This window comes from Leisingera sp. S2M4, assembly GCF_055398055.1.
In genome coordinates this window covers 3,310,101-3,333,585 of sequence record NZ_AP040861.1, presented here as the reverse complement: position 1 = coordinate 3,333,585, position 23,485 = coordinate 3,310,101, and the positions used below count along the sequence as shown (strand labels likewise).

General features: G+C 60.0%; 25 protein-coding genes. 10 read left to right on the top strand and 15 right to left on the bottom strand.

Annotation, left to right across the window (positions count from 1 at the left end):
• Window positions 1-321: 321 nt before the first annotated feature.
• Entirely contained in the window at window positions 322-1,872 is a 1,551-nt protein-coding gene (locus ACZ52D_RS16120) for a trimethylamine methyltransferase family protein (RefSeq protein WP_464441973.1), read from the bottom strand.
• 400 nt (window positions 1,873-2,272) lie between these two features.
• Here ACZ52D_RS16120 and ACZ52D_RS16115 point away from each other — a divergent pair, with 400 nt between their 5' ends.
• The 4 genes from ACZ52D_RS16115 (at window position 2,273) to ACZ52D_RS16100 (ending at window position 6,774) form a co-directional block, all read left to right on the top strand.
• Entirely contained in the window at window positions 2,273-2,752 is a 480-nt protein-coding gene (locus ACZ52D_RS16115) for a hypothetical protein (protein ID WP_464441972.1), read from the top strand.
• Window positions 2,753-3,000: 248 nt separating this feature from the next.
• Window positions 3,001-4,383 (top strand): cysteine--tRNA ligase, encoded by a 1,383-nt coding sequence (cysS, locus tag ACZ52D_RS16110; protein ID WP_464441970.1) that lies wholly within the window; start codon window positions 3,001-3,003, stop codon window positions 4,381-4,383.
• Window positions 4,383-6,008 carry a citramalate synthase gene (cimA, locus tag ACZ52D_RS16105; protein ID WP_464441969.1) on the top strand — a complete coding sequence of 542 codons (1,626 nt, stop codon included), beginning with the start codon at window positions 4,383-4,385 and terminating at the stop codon, window positions 6,006-6,008. Before cysS ends, cimA begins: the two co-directional genes overlap by 1 nt.
• Window positions 5,998-6,774 (top strand): squalene/phytoene synthase family protein, encoded by a 777-nt coding sequence (locus tag ACZ52D_RS16100; protein WP_464441967.1) that lies wholly within the window; start codon window positions 5,998-6,000, stop codon window positions 6,772-6,774. Before cimA ends, ACZ52D_RS16100 begins: the two co-directional genes overlap by 11 nt.
• 85 nt (window positions 6,775-6,859) lie before the next feature.
• Here the strand turns inward: ACZ52D_RS16100 and ACZ52D_RS16095 are convergent, their stop codons facing one another.
• Window positions 6,860-8,080, bottom strand: a complete 1,221-nt coding sequence (locus ACZ52D_RS16095; RefSeq protein WP_464441965.1) for an MFS transporter — start codon at window positions 8,078-8,080, stop codon at window positions 6,860-6,862.
• A gap of 95 nt (window positions 8,081-8,175) precedes the next feature.
• Here ACZ52D_RS16095 and ACZ52D_RS16090 point away from each other — a divergent pair, with 95 nt between their 5' ends.
• Together ACZ52D_RS16090 and ACZ52D_RS16085 are read left to right on the top strand one after the other, a co-directional pair.
• On the top strand, window positions 8,176-8,811 hold the full coding sequence (locus ACZ52D_RS16090) for a DNA-3-methyladenine glycosylase family protein (RefSeq protein WP_464443144.1): 636 nt from the start codon (window positions 8,176-8,178) through the stop codon (window positions 8,809-8,811).
• Window positions 8,808-9,473 carry an alpha/beta hydrolase gene (locus tag ACZ52D_RS16085; protein ID WP_222453036.1) on the top strand — a complete coding sequence of 222 codons (666 nt, stop codon included), beginning with the start codon at window positions 8,808-8,810 and terminating at the stop codon, window positions 9,471-9,473. The genes ACZ52D_RS16090 and ACZ52D_RS16085 overlap by 4 nt, the downstream gene beginning before the upstream one ends.
• 40 nt (window positions 9,474-9,513) lie before the next feature.
• On the opposite strand, the gene ACZ52D_RS16080 is transcribed toward ACZ52D_RS16085, so the two are convergent.
• A complete protein-coding gene (locus ACZ52D_RS16080; protein ID WP_464441963.1) occupies window positions 9,514-9,930 on the bottom strand; it encodes a VOC family protein in 417 nt (138 codons plus the stop codon).
• A 12-nt stretch (window positions 9,931-9,942) separates the two neighbouring features.
• Window positions 9,943-10,596, bottom strand: a complete 654-nt coding sequence (locus ACZ52D_RS16075) for a pseudouridine synthase (protein ID WP_464441962.1) — start codon at window positions 10,594-10,596, stop codon at window positions 9,943-9,945.
• Between the two features lie 227 nt (window positions 10,597-10,823).
• Here ACZ52D_RS16075 and ACZ52D_RS16070 point away from each other — a divergent pair, with 227 nt between their 5' ends.
• A complete protein-coding gene (locus ACZ52D_RS16070; protein WP_222453039.1) occupies window positions 10,824-11,408 on the top strand; it encodes an HNH endonuclease in 585 nt (194 codons plus the stop codon).
• A 188-nt stretch (window positions 11,409-11,596) separates the two neighbouring features.
• Here ACZ52D_RS16070 and ACZ52D_RS16065 read toward each other — a convergent pair whose 3' ends face one another.
• A complete protein-coding gene (locus ACZ52D_RS16065) occupies window positions 11,597-12,472 on the bottom strand; it encodes an acyl-CoA thioesterase (protein WP_464441961.1) in 876 nt (291 codons plus the stop codon).
• A 209-nt stretch (window positions 12,473-12,681) separates the two neighbouring features.
• Here ACZ52D_RS16065 and aroQ point away from each other — a divergent pair, with 209 nt between their 5' ends.
• Together aroQ and ACZ52D_RS16055 are read left to right on the top strand one after the other, a co-directional pair.
• Window positions 12,682-13,125 (top strand): type II 3-dehydroquinate dehydratase, encoded by a 444-nt coding sequence (gene aroQ, locus ACZ52D_RS16060; protein ID WP_464441960.1) that lies wholly within the window; start codon window positions 12,682-12,684, stop codon window positions 13,123-13,125.
• A gap of 5 nt (window positions 13,126-13,130) precedes the next feature.
• Entirely contained in the window at window positions 13,131-13,886 is a 756-nt protein-coding gene (locus ACZ52D_RS16055) for a helix-turn-helix transcriptional regulator (RefSeq protein ID WP_464441958.1), read from the top strand.
• Between the two features lie 439 nt (window positions 13,887-14,325).
• On the opposite strand, the gene tsf is transcribed toward ACZ52D_RS16055, so the two are convergent.
• From tsf to ACZ52D_RS16030, 5 genes are all read right to left on the bottom strand, one after another.
• A complete protein-coding gene (gene tsf, locus ACZ52D_RS16050) occupies window positions 14,326-15,201 on the bottom strand; it encodes a translation elongation factor Ts (protein WP_369924086.1) in 876 nt (291 codons plus the stop codon).
• 78 nt (window positions 15,202-15,279) lie between these two features.
• On the bottom strand, window positions 15,280-16,050 hold the full coding sequence (rpsB, locus tag ACZ52D_RS16045) for a 30S ribosomal protein S2 (protein ID WP_222453044.1): 771 nt from the start codon (window positions 16,048-16,050) through the stop codon (window positions 15,280-15,282).
• Between the two features lie 197 nt (window positions 16,051-16,247).
• A complete protein-coding gene (gene olsA / locus ACZ52D_RS16040; RefSeq protein WP_464441956.1) occupies window positions 16,248-17,096 on the bottom strand; it encodes a lyso-ornithine lipid O-acyltransferase in 849 nt (282 codons plus the stop codon).
• A complete protein-coding gene (gene olsB, locus ACZ52D_RS16035; protein ID WP_464443143.1) occupies window positions 17,093-17,854 on the bottom strand; it encodes an L-ornithine N(alpha)-acyltransferase in 762 nt (253 codons plus the stop codon). The genes olsA and olsB overlap by 4 nt, the downstream gene beginning before the upstream one ends.
• 106 nt (window positions 17,855-17,960) lie before the next feature.
• Window positions 17,961-18,143 carry a DUF3553 domain-containing protein gene (locus ACZ52D_RS16030; protein WP_222453047.1) on the bottom strand — a complete coding sequence of 61 codons (183 nt, stop codon included), beginning with the start codon at window positions 18,141-18,143 and terminating at the stop codon, window positions 17,961-17,963.
• 34 nt (window positions 18,144-18,177) lie between these two features.
• Between ACZ52D_RS16030 and ACZ52D_RS16025 the strand changes: the two genes are divergently transcribed.
• Window positions 18,178-18,774 (top strand): histidine phosphotransferase family protein, encoded by a 597-nt coding sequence (locus ACZ52D_RS16025; protein WP_222453048.1) that lies wholly within the window; start codon window positions 18,178-18,180, stop codon window positions 18,772-18,774.
• A gap of 56 nt (window positions 18,775-18,830) precedes the next feature.
• Here ACZ52D_RS16025 and ACZ52D_RS16020 read toward each other — a convergent pair whose 3' ends face one another.
• The 5 genes from ACZ52D_RS16020 to rpmA all read right to left on the bottom strand — a co-directional run bounded on the left by ACZ52D_RS16020 (window position 18,831) and on the right by rpmA (window position 23,476).
• Window positions 18,831-20,096 (bottom strand): glutamate-5-semialdehyde dehydrogenase, encoded by a 1,266-nt coding sequence (locus ACZ52D_RS16020; protein ID WP_464441954.1) that lies wholly within the window; start codon window positions 20,094-20,096, stop codon window positions 18,831-18,833.
• 74 nt (window positions 20,097-20,170) lie between these two features.
• The gene (proB, locus tag ACZ52D_RS16015; RefSeq protein WP_464441952.1) at window positions 20,171-21,277 is read right to left on the bottom strand and encodes a glutamate 5-kinase; all 1,107 of its coding nucleotides are present in this window, start codon (window positions 21,275-21,277) and stop codon (window positions 20,171-20,173) included.
• Complete coding sequence (obgE, locus tag ACZ52D_RS16010) at window positions 21,265-22,299, bottom strand: GTPase ObgE (RefSeq protein WP_222453051.1); 1,035 nt, start codon at window positions 22,297-22,299, stop codon at window positions 21,265-21,267. Before obgE ends, proB begins: the two co-directional genes overlap by 13 nt.
• A gap of 121 nt (window positions 22,300-22,420) precedes the next feature.
• Window positions 22,421-22,957: a GNAT family N-acetyltransferase gene (locus tag ACZ52D_RS16005; protein WP_369924077.1), complete on the bottom strand. Its 537-nt coding sequence runs from the start codon at window positions 22,955-22,957 to the stop codon at window positions 22,421-22,423.
• A gap of 249 nt (window positions 22,958-23,206) precedes the next feature.
• Window positions 23,207-23,476 carry a 50S ribosomal protein L27 gene (gene rpmA, locus ACZ52D_RS16000; RefSeq protein WP_222453053.1) on the bottom strand — a complete coding sequence of 90 codons (270 nt, stop codon included), beginning with the start codon at window positions 23,474-23,476 and terminating at the stop codon, window positions 23,207-23,209.
• Between the last annotated feature and the right edge of the window lie 9 nt (window positions 23,477-23,485).

Below are 23,485 nucleotides of genomic sequence, written 5' to 3'. Positions count from 1 at the left end.
TTCGCGGAATTTTGCAGTATCCCAAGGCTATCAGTTACAACGCGACGGCCGCTTCATCTTGCAAAGATGCAGCATCTGCAGAGATGCGTGCAGCCATGCAAAATGCTGATGTGAATTTACGCAGGACCGCCTTGCAAAAATACAGCCGACTAAATGCAAAACTGTCGACCCCGATCGCAGCCGTGTTTTGTGGTTTCGCAGCCTTAACAATAGGTTATCAGGCTTGCTTCAGGAGGGGAAGCGATTAGTTAGAGGTTTATTAAGTTTGCCATCCCGGAGGGCAGCAGGGCACTCGTATCGCTCTGCTGCCCCTGGGCGGACTTACGCGGGCAGGTGAATGTTGAAGCGCGCGCGGATCGCTTGATCGGTGGCGGCATCGAACCGGGCTGCGGCCCGTTGCGCCAGGATTTGCTCTTTCTTTTCGGTCGCCTTCTGGATCAGGTCGGGCCGGTCACGTTCCACCCACTCCTTGGGTGAGGTTCGGTCGCCGAATTCCGGGTAGACATAATCGACTTGCATCCGACTGAGCGTCTGACCGGTGCCGAGGTAATGTCCGGGCCCACCAAGACAGGTGGCCCGCATCTGGTCAAGCGCCAGGGTTTCTTCGGTGACCTCGATGCCCCGCACGCACCGCTGCGCCTGACCAAGGAGATCATTGTCCAGGATCAGCGTCTCGTGGCAGAACCCCAAAAGGGAGGCATGCATGCCGGCGGCCTCATACACCATGTTGAGCCCTGACAGGCCAGCCATGACCGCCGAGCACATCTGTTCCCAACCGGCCTGCATGTCCGGAAGCTTTGAATCCGACGCACCGGCCGCGGCTCCGCCCGGGAGGTCATAGAACTTGTGCATCTGGGCGCAGCCCGCCGACAGCAGCGCCTGTTCCCCAGACCCGACACTCATGGCGCCGGTGCGCAGGTCCAAGCCAAATGGCCAAGTGCCAAATATGGCTGGGGCGCCGGGGCTTACAGCGTTTACGTAAACCAATCCGGCAAGACATTCGGCGACCGCCTGGGCGATGGCTCCGGCAATTGTCGAGGGCGCCGTGGCGCCGGCCATCCCGGCGGACAGCAAGAGGACCGGCATGCCGCCACGAATGCATTCTTCCATCACCTGGCAGGCTTCGGTCGCAAAGCGCATCGGTGGCACGACAAAGCAGTTGGAGTTGGACACAAAGGGGCGGTCCAGCCACTTGTCCTTACCGCCTGCGATCATGTGCAAAAGTTCCAACCCGGGCTGAACATAGGCTGGATCGGTAAAGGAGACGCCGACGTGTTTGGTGGTACCGGCGGTCGTCGCATAAATGGAGTTGAGATCCATCTCCAGATTGTCGGGAATATCACGGCAGACCATAGGTCGCTGCACGAAGTGGATGTTGTCGAGCTGGTCGCAAATCCGGGCGGCGTCATGCAAGTCCTGCACCGTGGAGTCGCGATAGGCGCGGCCCTGTGCATCCACCATGCTGACGGCGGCACCGGCGGTACCAAAATGCACGCGCCCACCAGACAGTTGCAGGTCGTTCTTGCCATCGCGACTGTACAGCGTGACAGAGCGGTTTGCGCGGGCGATCGTGTCTTCGACCAGCGCGCGCGGGAAGCGCAGGCGACCGTCATCGCCGAGGGTGCAACCTGCCTGGGTCAACAGTTCGACACCGCTGGGCGGGGCATCGGCCAGCCCGATCTCCTCCAGCGCGGTCAGGGCGGTTTGGTGAATGCGCTCCATATCGGCCTGGCTGAGGATCCGCAGCGCGGTTGTTTCCATGCCCGGGCGAACCGGGCGAAGATGGTCCGGCAAAGATGCGGAGCGGGCTGCGCGTCGGGCAGTTCGGCCGCCGCTGCGGCTGGCACGGGGGGCGGGGGATTGAGTGTTCATAGGGTGAGCCTTTCAGAAAATACCAAAACTTCAGATTTTCTGATCAGGTCGGACGTCCCCGCGCCGCACGGCCTCGCGCCGCACCAATTGTGCGGTAGATCAGGCTGACAAGGCTACGTTCAGCTTGCATGGAGGCTCCTGTTTCCTTGTTAGCAGGCTCCGCTCTAAAAAGCGCCACTTCTATCGCGAAAACGACACCTGTGTAATTCGCGACAAAAATTTCACGGAGTGGTCGGCGAATGTATGGCAGTGGGTCCCGCGTTGCCTGAAGCATCTTTGCTTGCGGCCGAGCGGGCAAACCTGCGCGGAGCTCGGGAACCGATTATTAACCAATCTCTGCGAAGATCACAGGATGGGGATGGCGCGCGGTATGCCGCGCAGCAACGGAAGGCACAGCCATATGCCGAAAGCGGAAGAAAAACTTCGTGCCCGAACACTGGTTACTGCCGGTGCATTGGCGCTTGCCGTCTCCACGCCTCTCTCAGCCGAAGACAGGGCGCAGCTGACATTCCTGCCAGAAGGTGCCGTTGGAACAGGCCCGGTTGTCTTTCACGGGGTGGAGGGCCGAGACCTGACCTTCGCGCCGCATGGTATTGCGTTTTCTGTCCAGCCGGAAGCGAATCCCGACGAGCGGCAATTTCGCGTAAATGCGGGATACTCCGTTGGTGCCACGACTGGCTATCTTATCTTCGGTGGCTCCATGCCGCAGTCGGAGGCCAGTATTTCCGTGCATCCTGTGGTCGGGCTGGGCATGCGTGTATCTTTAAACCGTGCACTTCAGCTTAGCGGTGAGATCATCCATCACGATCTAAGCGGCAACGACCGCAGCGATGGGGCAACCGGCGAAACCCTTTCGGTGCAGGCCGCATTCCGGTTCTGATCCTAGTTTTGATGCAAGAACCCGACAGCCGCCGTGCCAAGTCTCTTGGCGAGCATCCTATTGCGTGGTATGCGGTCAGCATGAAACTAAAATGCATCACCCGTACCTGCTGCATTACCTGCTGACATATCAGCGGGCTGGTTTCTGTCGTTTTCATTCTCCTGACAAGTTGCTAAGCCCGCGCTGCGCGCACTGGGTGGCCTCCACGTTTGGGGGTATGCGGGATGGACATGGAAAAGGAGCCGGGTATGGAAACCACGGACATCGAGATCAAGCTGCACAATACGAAAACCCGCAAGAAGGAGGTTTTCACGCCCATCGAGGCCGACAACGTGCGGATGTATGTCTGCGGTCCGACCGTTTACGACCGGGCCCATCTGGGCAATGCCCGCCCCGTTGTTGTGTTCGATGTACTCTACCGCTTGTTGCGCAAAGTTTACGGCGTGAATTCCGTTACTTATGCACGCAACTTCACGGATGTAGATGACAAGATCAATGCCCGCGCTGCCGAAACCGGCCGGGAAATCGGCGATATCACCGCCGAAACCACGCGGTGGTTCCTTGAAGACATGGGTGCGCTCGGAGCGTTGGAGCCGACGCATATGCCGCGTGCAACCCAATATATCCCCCAAATGATCGCCATGATCGAAACCCTGATTGCCAGGGGGCACGCCTATGCGGCGGAAGGCCACGTGCTGTTTGCCGTCGACAGCTGGAAACAACACTATGGCAACCTGTCAGGTCGCTCGGTGGACGACATGATCGCAGGCGCGCGGGTCGAGGTCGCGCCCTACAAGAAGAACCCGATGGACTTTGTGCTGTGGAAGCCCTCCGACGCGAGCTTGCCCGGCTGGGACAGCCCGTGGGGGCGCGGTCGACCGGGGTGGCATATCGAATGTTCCGCGATGGCGGACGATCTCTTGGGCGAGACATTTGACATTCATGGTGGCGGTAACGACCTGATGTTCCCGCATCACGAAAACGAAGTCGCGCAAAGCTGCTGCGCCAACGGGGATGACAGTTTTGCCCGCTACTGGCTGCACAACGAGATGCTGCAGGTCGAAGGGAAGAAGATGTCCAAGTCGCTGGGCAATTTCTTCACTGTTCGCGACCTGCTGAACCAGGGCTATCCCGGCGAAGTGGTCCGCTTGGTGTTCCTGCAGACCCACTACCGTAAACCGATGGACTGGACCGACAAGAAGGCGAAGGAAGCTGAGGCGACACTCCGCAAGTGGCGTGGGCTGACCGCAGGCGTCGAACCTGCGGCCAACGCGTCCGCAGCGGTATTGGCCGCATTGGCTGATGATCTGAACACGGCTGGTGCAATTGCAGAACTGCACAAGTTGGCCGCAGCCGGTGACGCAGCGGGGCTGCTGGCGTCGGCGCAGCTGCTTGGGGTGCTGACCCAGGACCTCGGCGACTGGGCAGGCGGACCATCGGTGGATCTGTCAGCCCATGAGGCGCGGCTGTTTGAAGCGCGTCAAAAGGCCATGGAAACAAAAGATTTTTCCGAAGTGGACAGGTTGAAGACGGCCTATGTCGCTGCCGGATTGGAAGTGCGGATGAGCAAGGCGGGAGTCGAGCTGATTGCGTCTGGCGCCTTTGATCCAGCCAAGCTGGAGGCGCTGTAATGGGTCGGGAACGTCTTTATCTGTACGACACAACCCTGCGGGACGGGCAGCAGACTCAGGGCGTGCAATTTTCCACCGCGGAAAAAAGACAAATCGCCCAAGCGCTAGACGACCTGGGCATCGATTACATCGAAGGTGGCTGGCCCGGTGCCAATCCGACCGACAGTGCGTTTTTTGACGAGGCTCCGCGTTTGCAAGCCACCTTGGCGGCCTTCGGCATGACCAAACGGGCAGGGCGCTCTGCCGCCAATGACGAGGTTCTGGCCGCGGTGATGAATGCGGGGACACAGGCAGTTTGTCTGGTTGGCAAAAGCCACGACTACCATGTCACCCATGCTTTGGGCATCAGCCTGGAGGAGAACCTCGACAACATCCGTGCTTCTGTTGCGCATATCGTGGCACAAGGGCGCGAAGCGTTGTTCGATGCCGAGCATTTCTTCGACGGCTACAAGGACAACCCAGCTTATGCGCTCGATGCTTGCCGCGCCGCGCTGGAGGCCGGTGCGCGCTGGATTGTTCTGTGCGACACCAATGGGGGCGCGCTGCCAAGCGAGGTCCACCGCATCGTCGGTGAGGTGATTGCCAAGGGAATCCCAGGTGAGAAACTGGGCATACATACCCATAACGACACGGAAAATGCGGTGGCCTGTTCACTTGCGGCCGTCGATGCAGGGGCGCGACAAATTCAGGGCACGCTGAACGGGCTTGGAGAGCGGTGCGGCAATGCGAACCTGACCTCTCTGATCCCGACTTTGCTGTTGAAGGAGCCTTACGCCAGCGCATTCGAAATTGGTGTGAGCCGAGAAGCCTTGGCGGGGCTGACCCGGACCAGTCGAATGCTGGACGACATCCTGAACCGGGTGCCGATGCGGCAAGCTGCCTATGTCGGAGCCTCGGCGTTTGCCCACAAGGCAGGGCTGCATGCCAGCGCCATCCTCAAGGATCCCTCGACCTACGAGCATATTGAGCCTTCGGCTGTCGGAAATGCACGTGTCATCCCGATGTCGAACCAGGCGGGACAATCCAACCTGCGAAAGCGCCTGACCGATGCCGGACTGGCAGTGGAACGGGGCGATCCCGCTTTGGCCCGGATCTTGGAGCGGATCAAGCAACGTGAGGCCCAGGGCTACTCTTACGATACGGCTCAGGCTTCTTTTGAGCTGCTGGCCCGCGCCGAGCTGGATCAGTTGCCGGATTTCTTTGAAGTCAAACGGTACAAGGTGACGGTCGAGCGGCGCAAAAACAAGTACAACCAGATGATCAGCCTGTCAGAGGCGGTCGTGGTGGTGAAGGTGGACGGCGAAAAACGACTGTCGGTCAGTGAATCGCTCGACGAAGTTGGTAGTGACCGCGGCCCCGTCAATGCTTTGGCCAAAGCGCTCAGCAAGGACCTTGGGCGCTATTCAGCACAGCTCGCCGACATGCGGCTGGTCGACTTCAAGGTTCGCATCACCCAAGGCGGCACCGAGGCCGTCACACGCGTCATAATCGACAGCGAGGACAGCCAGGGACATCGGTGGTCCACCGTGGGTGTCAGCGCGAATATAATCGATGCTTCGTTTGAGGCCCTTCTTGATGCAATTCGCTGGAAGCTGATCCACGATGGCGGGGCGGATGCAGTTTGACGACGACCTGACGGCCTGCGCGGACTTGGTACGGAACCGCGATCCGGACCGGTTCATGGCCACAATGGCTGCGCCTGTCTCGGTACGCCCGATTCTGTTCGCTCTATATGCCTTCAATATCGAGTTGGCGCGTGCCTCCTGGGCGAGCCAGGAAAGCATGATCGCAGAGATGCGCGTGCAGTGGTGGCGGGATATCGGGGCGGCAATCGCTGAGGGCAAGCCTGTTCGGCGGCACTATGTGGCAACCCCGTTGGCGGATTTGCTGAAGCCGGAACTGGCTGCCTGTATCGACAACATGGCGGAAGCGCGCCGCTGGGACATCTACCGCGAGCCTTTCGAGGATGAAGCGGATTTCGACCGATACATCGACCACACCAGTGGAAGTCTGATGTGGATGGCCGCGGCGTCCTTGGGCGCGTCTGCAGAGAATGTTGTGCGCGAGTTTGCCTATGGCGCTGGGGTTGCAAACTGGTTGCGCGCCATACCGCAACTGGAAGCGCAAAACCGCATTCCCTTGCTGGATGGCACCCCTGAAGGTGTTCGAGGTTTGGCGCAGAAGGCGCTGGAAAAGTTGAACAAAGCCAGGACGTCACGCAGCAGGCTTCCGGCCTCCGCCGCACCGGCAATGCTGGCAGGGTGGCAGGCGGAGACGATTTTGAAACAGGCCATACGCGAGCCTGAACGGGTCGCGCAGGGGGCGCTTGGGAAAAGTGAGTTCGGCAAACGCGGATCATTGCTTTGGCGTGCGGCGACCGCCCGCTGGTAGATGTCAGAAACCTCCGGCACAACATTGGAAACATCAAAAAGGCACCCAGATTGGTGCCTTTTTTTTGTTGAGGTGGCGGTCGGGGTCACAACGCAGGTTTGGGACGCAAGGCCAGCCAAACCAACGCGCCGCCAGCCAGAACAAGGAAAGGCGCCATTGCCATATTGACGGCGTTCCACCCGTCTACCGGGTTGCCGCCCGAGCAGTTCATCAGGCCGCCAGACGCGAGGGACGCCATCGTTACCCCACCAAAGACCAATAGGTCATTCAGCCCCTGCATGCGGCCGCGCTCATGGCTGGCATGGGCGCTGGCGAGCATCGTGGTCGCGCCGATAAACCCGAAGTTCCAGCCAATGCCCAACAGGACCAGTGCAACAAAAAAGTTGGCAAGGTCGACACCTTGCAATGCGACAGCCCCGGCGCCGGCAAGGATGACCAAACCGGAGGCGACGATTTTTTCAACGCCGAAACGTGCGATCAGGTGGCCGGTAAAGAAGGATGGCACATACATCGCCAGGACGTGCCAGGTGACGACATCGGCGGCGTTGCCTTCGGTAAAGCCGCAGCCGACAACGGCGAGCGGGGTCGAGGTCATCACCAGGTTCATCAGCGCGTAGGAGACCATGGCGCAGATCACCGCGACCGCGATCACCGGAGTCTTCAGAAGCTCCATGCGGCTGCGGCCGCGCGGGGCATCCTGGCTGGGAACAGGCGGTTTGGGGATGTCGAGGAACAGGAACAACGCAGCGCCAAGGACATTCACAGCAATCACCGCCATGTAGGTGCCGAGGAATGGTACGACAAAGGCTTGGCTCGTCAGCTTGACCAGTTGCGGGCCGATGATGGCGGCGGCCAGCCCGCCGGCCATGACGTAGGAAATCGCCTTGGGGCGGAACGCTTCGGAGGCGGTGTCGGCCGCGGCAAACCGATAGAAGCCATGCGCGCTCATGTAGACGCCGGTGAGAAGGCTGCCGAGCAGAAAGATCGGGAAAGACCCCAGATAGAGGCCATAAGCGCCGACGAGGCCGCCCAAGGCGCCAAAGGCTGCGCCCACGAAGAACCCCGCCCGGCGTCCCCAGCGCTGCATGATCGCAGAGACCGGCGTGGCCGCCAGCATCGATCCGCCGACAATGAGCGAAATGGGCAAGGTGGCAAAACAGGGGTTGGAGGCCAGCGATTGCCCCGCCAGCCCGCCGATGGTGAATATCATCGGCATTTGCGCGCCGAGGATTGCCTGGGCCAGCACCAGGATGGCAACGTTTTTCTTGGCGACCGCGTCGCCGGGGGTGGTCATGCTCATGGTCATGTGAGATGCGTAACCTTGAATATGTTAAGGAGCAAGCCAGTGCTGCAGATTCAGCGATCACGGTTTCTTTCAAGTTTGCCCGCGGACCGTGGCTGATGGGGGCAATTGGGCGCATCATAACCAGTGATGCCTGCGTTGCGGAAGGCGCACAATGGCTCAGCGCGCGGGAGCCAAGGTTCGGCGCGGCATTGCAAGAAGTCGGGCCCTTGCCGCTTCGGCGCAGGCCTGATGGTTTTGCCGAATTGCTGAGCGCCATAACCAGCCAGCAGGTCAGCGTAGCTTCTGCCAGTGCCATCTGGGCGCGCTTGCAGGCGGCGAAATTGACCGATCCGCAGGCTATCCTCAGGGCCACCGAGGATGAACTTCGCGCAGCCGGATTAAGTCGTCAAAAGATCCGATATGCGCGCGCTCTGGCTGAAGCGTCCATTGATTACAATGGCCTGCGGGTGCTTTCTGATGCCGAGGTTATCGCCACCCTGACCAAGGTGTCCGGTATCGGAACCTGGACCGCGGAAATCTACGCCATGTTTTCCCTGGGGCGGGCAGATGTCTTTGCACCTGGGGATCTTGCGTTGCAGGAGGCCACACGGTTGCTGTTCGAGCTGCCTGAACGCCCCGGCGAACGACAGATGCGGCAACTGGCAGAAGCGTGGTCACCTTGGCGATCGGTTGCAGCGCGTATCCTCTGGGCCTATTACCGCATTGCAAAGGACAGGGAAGGGATCAGATGACTCGTGTACTCAATGCCGGGCGCAAGGAGCCGGTTTCCGGCGTAGCCAGATCAATCGTGGTTTTCCTGCACGGCTACGGCGCAAATGGCGCAGACCTGCTAGGGCTTGCGGATCCGCTGGCAGAACATCTTCCAGACACGCTGTTCGTGGCGCCTGACGCCCCGGAGGCCTGTCCGGGTGCCCCCATGGGCTACCAGTGGTTCCCGATTCCCTGGATCGACGGTTCCTCCGAAGAGGAAAGCATGCGGAGCATGCAGGCCGCGGTCGAGGATCTGAACGCATTTCTGGATGCGTTGATGGTGGACGAAGATGTCCTGCCGGAACAGGTTGTTCTGTTCGGCTTCAGCCAGGGCACGATGATGAGCCTGCATGTGGCGCCCCGTCGCGAGGACGCGGTGGCCGGTGTCGTCGGATTCTCCGGTCGGCTTCTCTCGCCCGAGTTGCTGAAGGATGAAATGAAATCCAAAATGCCGGTGCTTCTGGTGCATGGCGATCAGGATGACGTCGTTCCGGTGCAGTCGCTGCCGGAAGCCGCACAAGCCCTGCAAGAGGCCGGCTTTCAGGACGTATTCGCCCACATCCAGAAGGGCACAGCGCATGGCATCGCGCCCGACGGGCTGAGTGTCGCCTTGGCCTTTATGCGCGACAAGCTGGGTCTTTAACGCCTTGGGACCGGGGCGCGATTGGCGCCTCGGTTCACCCTCACCACAGATGCGGTTCTGCTATCTCAACCGAATTTCCGGCCGGGTCACGGAAATAGAGTGAGCGTGCGCCGCCGGGCCAATCGAATTCCGCTTCGATCGCCACACCCGCATCCAGAAGCCTTTGCTTCATCAGGTTCATTTCATTGCGTGGCTGCGCGAAGCAGACATGGCCGGGACCGTGGGCGCCATGCGGCGGCACTGGCAGTCTTGGGTTGCTGGGGGGCTTTCGCGTCTCTTCTGCGCGGAACAGCAGCAGCACTGAGCCACCACAGCGATAGAAGATATGGCGCTCTTCGACGCGTTGTATCTCCTCCAACCCCAAAATTTCGCCATAAAATTCCGCTGCGGAATCCAGATCATCCACGTAGAGCGAGGCTTCCAGTATCGCTTGAGGGGCAGGGGCGTCGGGTCGCATGCCGTCACGCTATCAGCGTCGGCGCGACCTGTCACCCACCGGCCGAGGGCCTTTGGCGCCCTTGGGGCGGCGCGGTGGTTTCTGGGACGGTTTGGGCGGGCCGGGGATGCGCGGAGGCTCCAGATCCTCCCAAGCCCCCTGCGCCAGCCCGTCCAAGGTCCAGGCGCCAATCGCGTAGCGGATCAGGCGCAGGGTCGGATGGCCAACGGCGGCAGTCATGCGCCGGACTTGTCGGTTGCGACCCTCTCGGATCGTGAGGCAAATCCAACTGTCGGGAACGCTCTTGCGGTGACGGACTGGTGGCGTGCGCGCCCAAAGTCCGATCGGCTCATCCATCTTCCGCACCTTGGCCGGAAGCGTGATGCCGTCCTTCAGCTGCACGCCTTTCGCCAGGCTTTTCAGCGCCTTGGCGTCCGGGATACCTTCGATCTGCACCCAATATGTCTTTTCCATCTTGTGCTTGGGGTCACTGATCCAAGCCTGCAGGCGGCCACTGTCCGTCAAAAGCATCAACCCCTCGCTGTCACGATCCAGCCGCCCGGCTGGGTAAACGCCGGGACAATCGATGTAGCGGCTGAGAGTGGGACGTGGGCTATCCTGGCTGCCGCGATCGGTGAATTGCGGCAGCACATCGAAGGGTTTGTTGAAGCGGATCAAGCGGGTCATGCCGTGGCAATAATTGCGCGGCTGCGTCGGGGCAAGTCATGAACGATTGCAGGCTTGTGGATAACTGTCACGGCGCTGTCATGGAATCACATCACAAACCTCGCGACATATTGTGTATAGTGGGGCTTGCCAGCCGCAAACCACGATATATAGTCAAAGTTAGGCTGGGGCGGGTTCCCCGCTCTGGTTCCCGGAAACGGAAAGTCAGGGCGAGGAAGACGTTCAACATGGATGGCGATTTCAGGGCAGAGTTTGTCAGATCTCCCGGGGCGCTGAAGCAGCACCCGGCATTGGTACTGAATGCGGATTACAGGCCATTGTCCTACTACCCATTGTCCTTGTGGTCCTGGCAGGATGCGGTCAAGGCAGCCTGGCTGGACCGCGTTGCAATCGTTGCAGAATATGACGAGGTCGTTCACAGCCCCAGTACGGAAATACGAATACCGTCGGTCGTGGTTCTGAAAGACTATGTGAAACCTCAAAAGCGCGTGGCCTTCACGCGCTTTAATTTGTTTTTGAGGGATGAATTCTGCTGTCAGTACTGCGGCAGCAAAGGCGATCTGACGTTTGACCATGTCGTGCCACGCGCGACAGGTGGCGTCACCAGCTGGGAGAATGTCGTGGCTGCCTGCAGCCCGTGCAATCTGAAAAAAGGTTCCAAGTCACTGCATCGTGCAGGCATGTCGTTGCGCAAACCGCCGCGCAGGCCGGGCGCAGAAGAGCTGCGCAATATCGGCCGCAAGTTCCCGCCGAACCATCTACACGAAAGCTGGATGGACTTTCTCTATTGGGACACCGAGCTCGACGCCTGATCCGCAGAAGTCCAACCAATAAGGGGTGTCCGGTTGAAGCGCTCGCGAGCGACAGCTGAACGTGGACCTGCGAGCGCTTGTCACGGCGTAAATCGTCGAGTTTCGGTCCCCAGGATGGGTGGCCCTCGCGACCCATCAGCACCTCTTATAATCTGAATTATGTTAAATAAGAGTGCTGAAGTAGTAACTCATCGCGGCGTGGCTGTCTTCAGCGGTCTGAGAAGCCCTTCTTGGGCAACACTGGCGACCAATTGGCCGTTCTCGGTGTAAATTGCCCCGCGATTGAAGCCGCGCCCATTGCCGGTGAATGGCGCATCCATCGAATACAGATGCCAGTTTTCAAGCTGAACTGGCGCATGGAACCACATCGCGTGGTCCAAACTGGCGGTCATCGCCGCGGGATTATGAAACGTCAATCCATGTGGCCGCATGGAGGATCCCAACAGGCCAAAGTCCGAGACATAGGCCATCAGGATATGCTGCAAGGCCGGATCGGCCCCTTTGGCTGCTGCCATCCTGACCCACATGTTGTTGACGTCACTTGTTTTCTCAGGCGTCAGCGGATCTCGCGGCTCGACCTCGCGCAGCTCGAACGGACGTTCGCGGGTAAATTCCTTGCGACGCTCCTCTGGGACACGGGACGCATTGCGAAGCAAGATGTCATGACGGGATTCCAGCCCATGCGGCGGCGGCACTTCGGGCATGGCGTGCTGATGATCCCAACCCGGTTCAGCTTCGTGAAAGGATGCGGCAAGGTTCAGAATCTGCTTGCCGTTTTGCATCGCGACCACACGCCGTGTGGTGAAGCTGCGTCCGTCGCGGGCTGGGTCGACCTCGTAGATGACGGGTCTGGAGGGATCACCCGGACGAATGAAGTAAGCATGAAGAGAGTGGCACAAGCGGTTGGAAACCGTGGAATAAGCCGCTTTCAATGCCTGCGCGATCACCTGGCCGCCGTAGATCCGCAGCGGCGTCTCTCCGCCGGAGCCGGAACCACGAAACAGATGGCGATCCAAAACTTCCAGGTCCAGCAGGTCAAGCAAGGTCTGCGCGGTATCGGACATTGGGACGTCTTTCAATTCTGCGAGTGGGCTGCGTTGCTATTTAGGCCATGGTCTTGCGGAAGAAAACAGCCAGCCCGCCACCTTGAGAGCGAATGCACCAGTGCCGTTGAATTGCGCCTTTCGTACCGTCGCAGCATTTGCCATATTCACAATTGAAATAATTCTGGGCCATCGCGCCCAGCAAGCGATTTTCCAAGGAAGTTCCGCCTATGACACAACGTATTCTGGTTCTGAACGGCCCCAATCTGAACCTACTGGGAACACGTCAGCCCGAGGTCTATGGCTCCGTCACGCTGGAGATGGTCGAACAATCCTGCGTGGCGCATGGGAAAACCTTGGGGCTGGACGTCAGCTGCCTGCAATCGAACCATGAAGGCGCATTGATCGATGCCATTCATGCCGCCAAGGGTGTTCATCAGGGAATCATCCTGAATGCAGGCGCTTATACGCACACTTCGATCGCATTGATGGATGCGCTGATCTCGGTCGAAATTCCGACCGTTGAGGTGCATCTGTCCAACATCCACGCGCGCGAAAGCTTCCGTCATGTATCCTTTATTTCAAAGGCTGCGGTGGGACAAATTTGCGGTTTCGGTTCGCATGGCTACATTCTCGCACTTGAGGCATTGGTTCAGCATTTGAAAGAGGCTTAATAAGTATGAGTTTAAAGGGTTACCTGGATTTTGTCTGTCATGCGCAAAGTCTGGATGTTTTGTGGGACGGGCATGTCGCGCAAATGAAGAAATTTGGCTTTGACCGTTTGATTTATGGCAATACGCGGTGTCTCACGGAAACCTCTTTGGGAGATCCGGACGACTTCGTTCTTCTGACGAACCACGATGAGGATTACCTGCAAGGCTACCTACACAGTGGTTTGTATCTTCACGCTCCGATGCTGCGATGGGCGCTGGACAACGAAGGCGCCGGAAGCTGGCGGATCGCCCAGGAACAGGCTCGCGATGACAGCCTCAGCCCTGAAGTGCAGAAGGTCGTGGACTTCAACCGCGCTCACGGTGTCCAGTCAGGTTACACGATCAGTTTTCCTTCCACGAACAGCCGCTTCAAGGGAGCGATCTCTCTCGCCGCCGAGGCTGACATGAGCCAAGATATGGTTGACGCCATCTGGCAGGACCACGGGGCGGACATCCTGTTGATGAACAACGTGGTGCACCTGAAGATACTCACCCTGCCCTATGCCGGGCCCAAACGCACTCTGACCAAACGGCAGCGGGAAGTCCTGGAATGGGTTGGCGATGGAAAAACGACCCAGGACATTGCCTTGCTGATGGGGCTGACGCCGGCCACCATCGAAAAGCATCTGCGTCTGGCGCGTGAATCCCTGGCGGTGGAAACCACGGCACAGGCAGTTCTGAAAGCGGCGTTGCACAACCAGATGTATCTGATCGACGCATAGTCAGATCGCACTGTAAATGTCGCATTTAATGCAGAAAAGCGACAAAAGGTATGGAATTCTATACTACCGCAAAAGTTTAATTCACTGCATCTTTCACATGTTCCGTGAGTGGTGGCTTTAGCCAAGGAACTGCGGGTATTGATCCTTGCAATTTCAAGGCGCTCATACCTGATCAGAGACAGGCGCGTATTCTTCCGTCGTCGGTTTCGGATATCAGAGGGGCCTCACCCATCCCCATCAGTGGGGCCCCTCGCCTTCTCTCCGTATCTACGCAATCTGCCCCATGCCTACAGTTGGATTGAAAGCTTGGTGCTGCCTGTGGAGCGCGATCAGCGTACCTGGCAGCACGCATGTACAGCGGCGGCGGCGGCGTCTCCCACAAAAAAACGGCGGGTCTGTTTGACCCGCCGTTCTTTAGAACTCTTGCTGTCAGCGCAAATCAGCCTTGAGCAGCTTTTGCGACTTCCGCAGCGAAGTCTTCTTTTTCGACTTCAATGCCTTCGCCAACTTCCACACGCACGAAACCGGTGATGGTGGCGCCTGCTTCCTTGGCAGCGGCTTCCACGGTCAGGTCCGGGTTCACAACGAACTGCTGGTTCAGCAGGGTCGATTCCGCGACGAATTTCTTCATGCGGCCTTCGATCATCTTCTCGATCACCTGCTCCGGCTTGCCGGACTCGCGGGCGATGTCCATCTGGACCTGCTTTTCCTTCTCAACGACGGCGGCGTCGAGGTCAGCTTCGGACAGCGCTGCAGGGTTCACAGCGGCGATGTGCATTGCGACCTGCTTGCCGATGGCTTCGTCGCCACCGTTCATGGCAACCAGAACGCCGATTTTGCCCATGCCTTCAGCGGCCGCGTTGTGCACGTAGGACACCACGGTTTCGCCTTCCAGCTTGGCCATGCGACGCAGCGACATGTTTTCGCCAATCGTGGCGATCTTGTCGGTCAGGGTTGCTTCCACGGTCTTGCCGCCCAGGTCAGCTGCCTTCAGAGCGTCAACGTCGTCGGCGTTCAGTGCGGCCTTGGCAATGCCTGCGACCATTTGCTGGAATTCGGCGTTCTTGGCAACGAAGTCGGTCTCGGAGTTGACTTCAACCGCAACACCTTTGCCGCCTTCAACGACCACGGCGACCAGGCCTTCAGCGGCGGTACGGCCGGATTTCTTGGCGGCTTTCGCCAGGCCCTTGGTGCGCAGCCAGTCAACCGCGGCTTCCATGTCGCCGTTGTTTTCGACCAGTGCTTTCTTCGCGTCCATCATGCCTGCGCCGGTGGATTCGCGCAGTTCTTTCACCATTGCTGCAGTGATTGCCATGTTAGGCTCCCTCAATTCAAAAACGGATTTGGGGCAGGAAATACCCTGCCCCGCATGTCAATTCCGTGACAGGACGGATCAGGCTTCAGCTGCTTCTTCAGCAACGGCTTCTTCAGCCGGTGCTTCTTCCAGCGCGCCCAGGTCAACGCCTGCTGCGCCCAGCTGTGCGGACATGCCGTCCAGCGCCGCGCGGGCAACCAGATCGCAGTACAGCGAGATCGCGCGCGATGCGTCGTCGTTGCCGGGGATGATGTAGTCCACGCCATCGGGGGAGCAGTTGGTGTCAACCACAGCCACAACCGGGATACCCAGCTTCTTGGCTTCGGCGATTGCCAGTGCTTCTTTTTTCACGTCGATGACGAACAGCAGGTCCGGAACGCCGCCCATGTCGCGGATACCACCCAGAGACGCTTGCAGCTTCTCCTGGTCACGCTCCATGCCCAGACGCTCTTTCTTGGTCAGGCCTTCGGCGCCGGAGGCCATCTTCTCGTCGATTTCCTTCAGGCGGTTGATCGACTGGGAAACGGTTTTCCAGTTGGTCAGGGTGCCGCCCAGCCAGCGGTGGTTCATGTAGTACTGCGCGGATTTCTCTGCAGCTTCGGCGATCGGGCCGGCTGCCTGGCGCTTGGTACCAACGAACAGAACGCGGCCGCCTTTTGCAACGGTGTCACGGACAACCTGCAGCGCCTGGTCCAGCATCGGAACAGTCTGGGTCAGGTCCATGATGTGGATGCCGTTGCGCGCGCCGTAGATGAACGGCGACATGCGCGGGTTCCAGCGCTGAGTCTGGTGACCGAAGTGAACGCCAGCTTCCAGCAGCTGACGCATGGTGAACTCGGGAAGAGCCATGCTATCTTATCCTTTTCCGGTTTCTATCCTCGGCGGGGGTCTTATAGAGCGTTTGCTCCAACCGGCGGTCCATCAGGGATTTCTCCCCTGACGAAACCAAACCCCGCCTGCGGGTTCGTAGGCGCGCTATTAGATCAGAAAACGCGTGCTGGCAAGGGCCGAAGCAGGAAATTCTCCGGCTTGGCCGAGATCGACGGTCAATTCACATCTGGCGTTGCGTCACGCAGGGATATCTCATGTCCCCGCCGGACGACCTCGGCGCACCGCGCGGCAAGGGCCTTGCGGTCGGCAAAATCAGCGACCCGCAGCGGATCGTGGCACGTCACCAGAACGACTCCTTGTCGGGGTGTGCTCAGAACCTTCAACAAATGGCTCCCGAAATCCATGTCGCCCCACCAGCCGTAGTGACGTTTCGGTGCAGACGGCGGTGCCCGGTAGACGACTGAAACGGGCTGAACATGCAGATTATCGCGCAAAGGCTTGGCAAAGAATGCGGCAAAGAGCGTTGGTTTGAAGGGCAAAACCCGCAACCCGTCGGTAGAGGTTCCCTCGGGAAAGAACAATAGCTTGTGACCCGCCAGCAGCCGGTCTTCCAAAAGCTCTGCCTGCCGGCGCGCGTGGCGGGGATTGCGTTCGATGAACAAGGTGCCGGTGGCCCGGGCAAGCCAGCCTATTCCGGGCCAGGACGCGACTTCGGCCTTGGAGACAAAATAGATCCGCGCCAAGGCGTTAAGCGCAAAAATGTCAAGCCAGGACGCATGGTTAGCCACCAGTGCGCCGCGTTGGTGCATCACCTGTCCACGCACAACCAATCGAATACCCAGAATGAGCAAGGCACCCCGGCAGACCACCTGCGTCAGCAATGGAGAAAACGGGCGGCGCAGGCCGAAAAACGGCCGCTCGAGTAGCCGGAGCAGGAGCAAGATCACCAACCCTCCGAATACCAGGACGGCTAAGGCAGGACCACGCAGCAGAACCAACGCCCACCCAACGCCATCGATCTTGACCGGATCCGGTGCCTCCTCGCTTTGCCAACTGATACTCATGCCGTGCTGCGGGCTCCGCTGTAGATCTTGCGCTGGCGCTCGTTCATCCGCGCGGTGTCCAGGATCAGGCAGACGTCGGTCGTGTTGAAAGCTTCGTCGACATACGCCCCCTCGCCCACGAAGCCCCCCAACCTCAGGTAGGCTTTGATCAGCGAGGGCACGGCCGTCATGGCAGCCTTCCTGTCAAGTTCAGGTTCGGGAATTAAGTCCATGCTATGGAACGATTTTGACCGAGCGCGCAGGTCTTGCGGCGCAAGATGTCGGTGGTGCAACAACGACAAAGGTTCCGCGAGTTGAGCCGGATCCGTACCATGAAAGCTGGCTACCCCGAACAGGATTTCGATTTCATGCTCGGCAATATACTGCGCCAGACCCGACCAGAGGTGGTACATGGCCGTTCCGCCCCGATAGTCCGGATGCAGGCACGACCGCCCCAGTTCCAACAGTCGCCGACCAGAGTTCCGTAACGCGGAAAGATCGTATTCGTCTTCGGAATAAAATTGCCCAAGCTCAGCAGCCTGATCGTCGCGCAGCAGCCGATAGACGCCAACCAACTCGCCGCGGGTCTCATCCGTGACGAGCATGTGGTCAAAATAGGGATCGAACCGGTCGCGTTCGAGGCCGGCCTCATGATCCACCATGCTGCCCCCGCCGCCCAATTCTCGCACGAAGACGTCATATCGAAGCCGCTGAGCGGCTATCAGATCTGCCTCGCAGTCTGCAAGTTTCACCGAAAATTCAGGGGCTTGAGAGTGCATTTGTATCCCTTGCATGTTTCAGGGTTGAGCGCACCTAACTTATGCGGCAAAGAAAGCGCAAGAATTAGCGTGTATTTGAGGGAGTTCGTTAACCCTTCATAAACGGTTATGGCTCAAAGACGGGAATAAGAGCGACACGCGCCCCGTCGATGACCAGTTTCCCTTGGTCGGGGAAATTGACTGTGATCTTGCCGCCCGCGTTCGACTGTACTTGGCCGATACCCCAGTCCGGGTGATCGGGGTGACGGACGAACATTCCGGGGGCCAAAATAGCGTTCAGGTCATTCATTGGCGGGTGGCCTATTTCGGAGGAAGTAAAAGTTATGGCAGTAGATAACGCCAATCTCGCCGCATTGGTAGGGTCACGGATTTGTCACGATCTGATCAGCCCGGTCGGTGCCATCAACAACGGCCTGGAATTGCTGGGCATGGCTGGCAGCATGTCGGGACCGGAGCTGGAGCTGATCTCTGACAGTGTCGCCAATGCAAACGCACGTATCCGTTTCTTCCGTATTGCTTTCGGTTCGGCCGGCGAGCAGCAAATGGGCCGGGCCGAGATCGTCTCGGTTTTGGAGGACATCAGCAAGGCGGGCCGGGTGAAATACCAGTGGGCACCGCTCGAGGTCTGTACCCGCAGCGAGGCGCGCTTGGCACTGCTGTGCGCTTTGTGCCTGGAAAGCGCTCTGCCTTATGGCGGCACGATCAAGATCTTCTGCGCTGACGGCAAGTGGACCGTGATGGGTGAAGGCAGCAAGCTGAACGTGGATGACGAACTCTGGGCGCGGGTCAGCGGCGGAACGTCCAACGCGGAAATCACGCCCGCACTGGTGCAGTTCGCGCTGCTGCCAGAGGCAGCCCGCGAGGCTGAACGCACCGTCCGGTTGGAGCAGAACCTGGAAAAGATCACGCTTCAGTTCTGAAGGTTGGCCTCCAAGCTATTGAAAACGCCGGGCTGTTAGCCCGGCGTTTCTCTTTCTTAACTGCGGGTCGTGCCGTTGCCGCGCACCAGGTATTTGAAGCTGGTCAGCTGTTTGGCGCCCACCGGTCCACGTGCGTGCATCTTGCCGGTGGCAATACCGATTTCCGCGCCCATGCCAAATTCGCCGCCGTCGGCAAACTGGGTCGAGGCATTGTGCATCAGGATAGCACTGTCCAGTTCAGCAAAGAATTTCTGAACTGCAGCCTTATCCTCGGTAATAATGCAGTCGGTGTGCTGCGAGTGATGCGTGCGAATATGGGCGATCGCCTCGTCGATGTCCGCCACGGGTTTGGCGGCGATGATCGCATCCAGGTATTCCTTGCCCCAATCCTCGGCACTGGCGAGCGTCATGCCCTCCGGTCCCGGCAGCCCGACCTCAGCGCGGATCTCAACACCTGCGGCGGCCAGGGCCTCGAGCACGGTCTTGCCAAGGGTCTCGGCAATATCCTGGTGGATCAGCAGGCATTCGGCGGCGCCGCAGATGCCGGTGCGCCGGGTCTTGGCGTTCAGCACCACGTCCAACGCTTTTTGCGGATCCGCCGATTTGTCCAGATAGATGTGGACGATGCCTTCCAGGTGGGCAAAGACCGGCACCCGCGCCTCGCGCTGGACCAGACCAACCAACCCCTTGCCGCCGCGCGGCACGATGACATCGACGTATTCGGTCATGGTCAGCAGTTCCTGCACCGCGGCGCGGTCGCGGGTCGGCACCAGCTGCACCGCGTCAGCGGGCAAGCCCGCGGATTCCAGCCCCTCCGCGAGGCAGGCGTGGATCGCCTTGGAGGAATGGAAACTTTCCGAGCCGCCGCGCAGGATCACCGCATTGCCGGATTTCAGGCACAGCGCGCCGGCATCGGCGGTGACGTTGGGACGGCTTTCATAGATCACGCCAATGACGCCCAGCGGCGTACGGACCCGCTGGATATGCAGGCCGCTCGGTTGCCGCCAATCTTCCATCACTTCGCCGACCGGGTCCGCCTGCTCGGCCACCGCACGAAGCCCGTCGACGATGCCCTGAATGCGGGGCTCGTCCAGCATCAGCCGGTCCATCATCGCATCCGACAGCCCCTTGTCGCGGCCAAACTCCAAATCCTTGGCGTTGGCGGCGATGATTTCCGCCCGGCGGCTCCAGACCGCCTCGGCGGCGCCGATCAGCGCTGCGTATTTGCGTTCTGCACTGGCCGTTGCCAGCGTTTGCGCTGCTTGCTTTGCACGTTTGCCAAGCTCCGCCATCATGGCGGCAATGTTGTCAGTCTCGTTCATCTATCTTGTGCCCTTGCCGGTCCCTGTCTGGCACTGCATGCCTGCGGGCCGGAATAAACTATCACCAGCTGTGGTCAAAGCGCCATATCATCGCGGTGGATCAGCGCGGCGCGGCCTGGGTATCCCAGGGTTGCCTCGATCTCTTGCGATTGACGCCCCTGGATGGCACGGGCCTCGTCAGCGGTATAGCGCGACAGCCCCTGCCCCAGTTTGCGCCCGTCTGGGCCAAGGATGGCCAGCGGATCGCCGCGGCCAAAGTCACCCTCCACATGACGCACCCCTGCGGGCAGCAGGCTTTTGCCGGACGTCAGCGCCTGGGCGGCGCCCTCATCGATGGTCAGAACGCCGCGTGTCTTCATGGCCGCGATCCAGCGTTTGCGCGCAGCCTGCGGATCTCCTTGCGCGGTAAACCAGGTGCAAGCTGCGCCTTCTTCCAGCGTTTTCAAGGGGTTCAAAGGTGATCCTTCAGTGATCGCCATGGCGCAGCCCGCCGCCGTGGCCATCTTGGCCGCCAGCAATTTGGTGATCATGCCGCCCTTGGACAGGCCTGACACGCCATCGCCGGCCATTGCCTCGATCTCAGGCGTGATCACTTCAATGCGGTCGAAACGCTTTGCAGCAGGATCCAGCGCCGGATTTGCACTGTAGAACCCGTCAACATCCGACAGCAGTATCAGGGCGTCGGCGCCGACCGTCACCGCAACTTGTGCCGCCAGACGGTCGTTGTCGCCATAGCGGATTTCATCCGTGGCAATGGTGTCGTTTTCATTCACGATCGGCACCGCGCCGAGGCTCAGCAAGGTCTCGAGCGTGGCGCGCGAATTCAGGTAGCGGCGGCGGTTTTCGCTATCTTCCAGCGTCACCAAAACCTGCGCTGTTGTGATCCGGTGCGGTGCGAGGGCTTCCTCGTAAGCACGGGCAAGACGGATCTGTCCCACCGCGGCCGCGGCCTGAGATTGCTCCAGGGGAAGATCGGCGCGCGGCAATCCTAGAACACCGCGGCCCAGTGCAATCGAGCCGGAGGATACCAGCACGACATCCGTTCCGTTGGCCTTCAGCCAGGCGACATCATTGGCCAGAGAGTGCAACCAGCCCGCCCGAAGCTCGCCGCTATCGCGGTCAACCAGCAGAGCAGAGCCAATTTTTACGACAATCCGCCGGGCAGAACTCAGGGCCGCCAAGTCTCTTCCTCCTCGGCGGGCTTCATGCGAACCCGGTCATCGTCGATCTGCGCACGGACCGCGCGCAGCACCTCGTTCAGGCCCTCGCGGCTGACGCCCGACATCAGCAGCACCGGCCCGCCTACGGCGGCCTCCAGCGCGGCGCGTTTCTCGTCCCGCTCTTCCGCGTCGATCGCGTCCACCTTGTTCAGCGCGGTGATGCGCGGCTTGGTCGCCAGCTCGCCGCCATAGGCCTCCAGCTCGCCGATGATGGTCTCATAGTCCTCGACCACCGTGTCGGAGGTGCCGTCAACCAGATGCAGCAGCACCGCGCAGCGTTCGACATGGCCCAGGAAGCGGTCGCCGATGCCCTTGCCCTCATGCGCGCCTTCAATCAGGCCGGGGATGTCGGCAACAACGAATTCTGTGTTGTCGATGCCGACCACGCCCAGGTTCGGGTGCAGCGTGGTGAACGGGTAATCCGCAATCTTGGGGCGCGCGTTGGAGGTGGCCGACAAAAAGGTCGACTTCCCCGCGTTGGGCAGACCCAGCAGGCCAGCATCCGCGATCAGCTTCAGCCGCAGCCAGATGGTGCGCTCGACACCCTCCTGCCCCGGGTTGGCGCGGCGCGGTGCCTGATTGGTGGCCGATTTGAAGTGCAGGTTGCCAAAACCACCATTGCCGCCCTTGGCCAGCAGCACCCGTTGGCCAACTTCGGTCAGGTCTGCCAGAACGGTTTCCTCGTCCTCGTCCAGGATCTCGGTGCCGACGGGCACCCGCAGCACGATGTCGTCGCCATCCTTGCCGGTGCGCTGGCGGCCCATGCCGGATTGCCCGTTCTTGGCAAAGAAGTGCTGCTGATACCGGAAATCGATCAGGGTGTTCAGCCCGTCGGTAACCTCGGCCCAGACCGAGCCGCCCTTGCCGCCGTCCCCGCCGTCAGGCCCCCCGTATTCGATGTATTTTTCACGGCGGAAGCTGACACAGCCGTTCCCGCCCGCGCCGGAGCGGATATAGACCTTAGCCAGATCGAGGAATTTCATGACAGCTCCTTAATGCAACTCGGCCATTTGCCGCGTTTGCCAGTACAGTTCTTTCCGCAAACGCCGGACGCGTCTGCGGAAATCTTTTGATTGCCTTACCCGAAAGCGCAGCCCGCGCCAATCACAGTTTTCGGCTGTAGGTCCAGGTTGGCACGGTCGCATCCCGGGCAACACAGTAGCTTTCTGCATCGCCGAGATAGGTAAACCCACAGTGCGTCAGCACCCGGGCCGAGGCGGGATTGTCCTGGAACACCGACGCAAACATCGCAGCATTGCCTTGCGGGTTGGCATCGACAAGTGCCTTCAAGGCGGCCGAAGCCAGGCCGGTGTTCCAAAACGGTGGCGCCGTCCAGAAAGAGACTTCGGACTGGTTTCGATCCATCCGTTTCAGCGCGATGACGCCTTTCAGCTCGGCATCGTCTTCGATCGTACCGTCGATCACCCAGATGTCCTCGTCACGATCCTCGGCCATGGCGCGGGCCACGAAGGCCTCTGCGGCCCCGGGCGGCAAGGGGTGCGGCACGGAGCGGGTCATTCGCGCGACGCGTTCGTCGCTGACGTAATGCTCGATCAAACCGGAGTCGGATTTTCGCAGCGGGCGCAGGACGAACCGTTCGGTCTCTATCACCTGCTGGCACACGATCTGTTCCAGGTTCATGTATGTGGTCCTCCTCAACGCAACATTGTGCGGCGGGATTGGGGCCGCCGTGGGGTGTCGCACCCCCCAAATGTGTTCGTTTTGACGCAACGGCAAGTGCTGTCAGCGCAATAATTTTTCAGGCGCCGCCAAGCCGTTGCGGCGTGGGGCCGGAATGGAAACGTCATTGGGTACTCGCATCCGTAAACAACAAAAAAGGGGACCGGCCCAAAGCCGATCCCCCATGATTTTACTACCGTTCGGGTCGGCTTACTCAGCGGCCTCCGCCACCGGGAGAACCGATACGAAGGTGCGGCCTTTCAGGCCCTTGCGGAAGCTGACAGCACCATCGGTGGTGGCGAACAGGGTGTGATCCTTGCCCATGCCAACGCCTTCGCCCGGCCAGAACTTGGTGCCGCGCTGACGAATGATGATGTTGCCCGCGATGGCCGCCTGGCCACCGAAGAGTTTCACGCCAAGGCGGCGACCTGCGGAGTCGCGGCCGTTACGGGAGGAACCGCCAGCTTTTTTATGTGCCATTCTGTCTCT

Excerpts from the sequence above, each read along its gene's own strand:
- ACZ52D_RS16120 (WP_464441973.1), bottom strand. The coding sequence starts at position 1,872 with ATGAACACTCAATCCCCCGCCCCCCGTGCCAGCCGCAGCGGCGGCCGA.
- ACZ52D_RS16115 (WP_464441972.1), top strand. The coding sequence starts at position 2,273 with ATGCCGAAAGCGGAAGAAAAACTTCGTGCCCGAACACTGGTTACTGCC.
- cysS (WP_464441970.1), top strand. The coding sequence starts at position 3,001 with ATGGAAACCACGGACATCGAGATCAAGCTGCACAATACGAAAACCCGC.
- cimA (WP_464441969.1), top strand. The coding sequence starts at position 4,383 with ATGGGTCGGGAACGTCTTTATCTGTACGACACAACCCTGCGGGACGGG.
- ACZ52D_RS16100 (WP_464441967.1), top strand. The coding sequence starts at position 5,998 with ATGCAGTTTGACGACGACCTGACGGCCTGCGCGGACTTGGTACGGAAC.
- ACZ52D_RS16095 (WP_464441965.1), bottom strand. The coding sequence starts at position 8,080 with ATGACCATGAGCATGACCACCCCCGGCGACGCGGTCGCCAAGAAAAAC.
- ACZ52D_RS16090 (WP_464443144.1), top strand. The coding sequence starts at position 8,176 with ATGGGGGCAATTGGGCGCATCATAACCAGTGATGCCTGCGTTGCGGAA.
- ACZ52D_RS16085 (WP_222453036.1), top strand. The coding sequence starts at position 8,808 with ATGACTCGTGTACTCAATGCCGGGCGCAAGGAGCCGGTTTCCGGCGTA.
- ACZ52D_RS16080 (WP_464441963.1), bottom strand. The coding sequence starts at position 9,930 with ATGCGACCCGACGCCCCTGCCCCTCAAGCGATACTGGAAGCCTCGCTC.
- ACZ52D_RS16075 (WP_464441962.1), bottom strand. The coding sequence starts at position 10,596 with ATGACCCGCTTGATCCGCTTCAACAAACCCTTCGATGTGCTGCCGCAA.
- ACZ52D_RS16070 (WP_222453039.1), top strand. The coding sequence starts at position 10,824 with ATGGATGGCGATTTCAGGGCAGAGTTTGTCAGATCTCCCGGGGCGCTG.
- ACZ52D_RS16065 (WP_464441961.1), bottom strand. The coding sequence starts at position 12,472 with ATGTCCGATACCGCGCAGACCTTGCTTGACCTGCTGGACCTGGAAGTT.
- aroQ (WP_464441960.1), top strand. The coding sequence starts at position 12,682 with ATGACACAACGTATTCTGGTTCTGAACGGCCCCAATCTGAACCTACTG.
- ACZ52D_RS16055 (WP_464441958.1), top strand. The coding sequence starts at position 13,131 with ATGAGTTTAAAGGGTTACCTGGATTTTGTCTGTCATGCGCAAAGTCTG.
- tsf (WP_369924086.1), bottom strand. The coding sequence starts at position 15,201 with ATGGCAATCACTGCAGCAATGGTGAAAGAACTGCGCGAATCCACCGGC.
- rpsB (WP_222453044.1), bottom strand. The coding sequence starts at position 16,050 with ATGGCTCTTCCCGAGTTCACCATGCGTCAGCTGCTGGAAGCTGGCGTT.
- olsA (WP_464441956.1), bottom strand. The coding sequence starts at position 17,096 with ATGAGTATCAGTTGGCAAAGCGAGGAGGCACCGGATCCGGTCAAGATC.
- olsB (WP_464443143.1), bottom strand. The coding sequence starts at position 17,854 with ATGCACTCTCAAGCCCCTGAATTTTCGGTGAAACTTGCAGACTGCGAG.
- ACZ52D_RS16030 (WP_222453047.1), bottom strand. The coding sequence starts at position 18,143 with ATGAATGACCTGAACGCTATTTTGGCCCCCGGAATGTTCGTCCGTCAC.
- ACZ52D_RS16025 (WP_222453048.1), top strand. The coding sequence starts at position 18,178 with ATGGCAGTAGATAACGCCAATCTCGCCGCATTGGTAGGGTCACGGATT.
- ACZ52D_RS16020 (WP_464441954.1), bottom strand. The coding sequence starts at position 20,096 with ATGAACGAGACTGACAACATTGCCGCCATGATGGCGGAGCTTGGCAAA.
- obgE (WP_222453051.1), bottom strand. The coding sequence starts at position 22,299 with ATGAAATTCCTCGATCTGGCTAAGGTCTATATCCGCTCCGGCGCGGGC.
- ACZ52D_RS16005 (WP_369924077.1), bottom strand. The coding sequence starts at position 22,957 with ATGAACCTGGAACAGATCGTGTGCCAGCAGGTGATAGAGACCGAACGG.
- rpmA (WP_222453053.1), bottom strand. The coding sequence starts at position 23,476 with ATGGCACATAAAAAAGCTGGCGGTTCCTCCCGTAACGGCCGCGACTCC.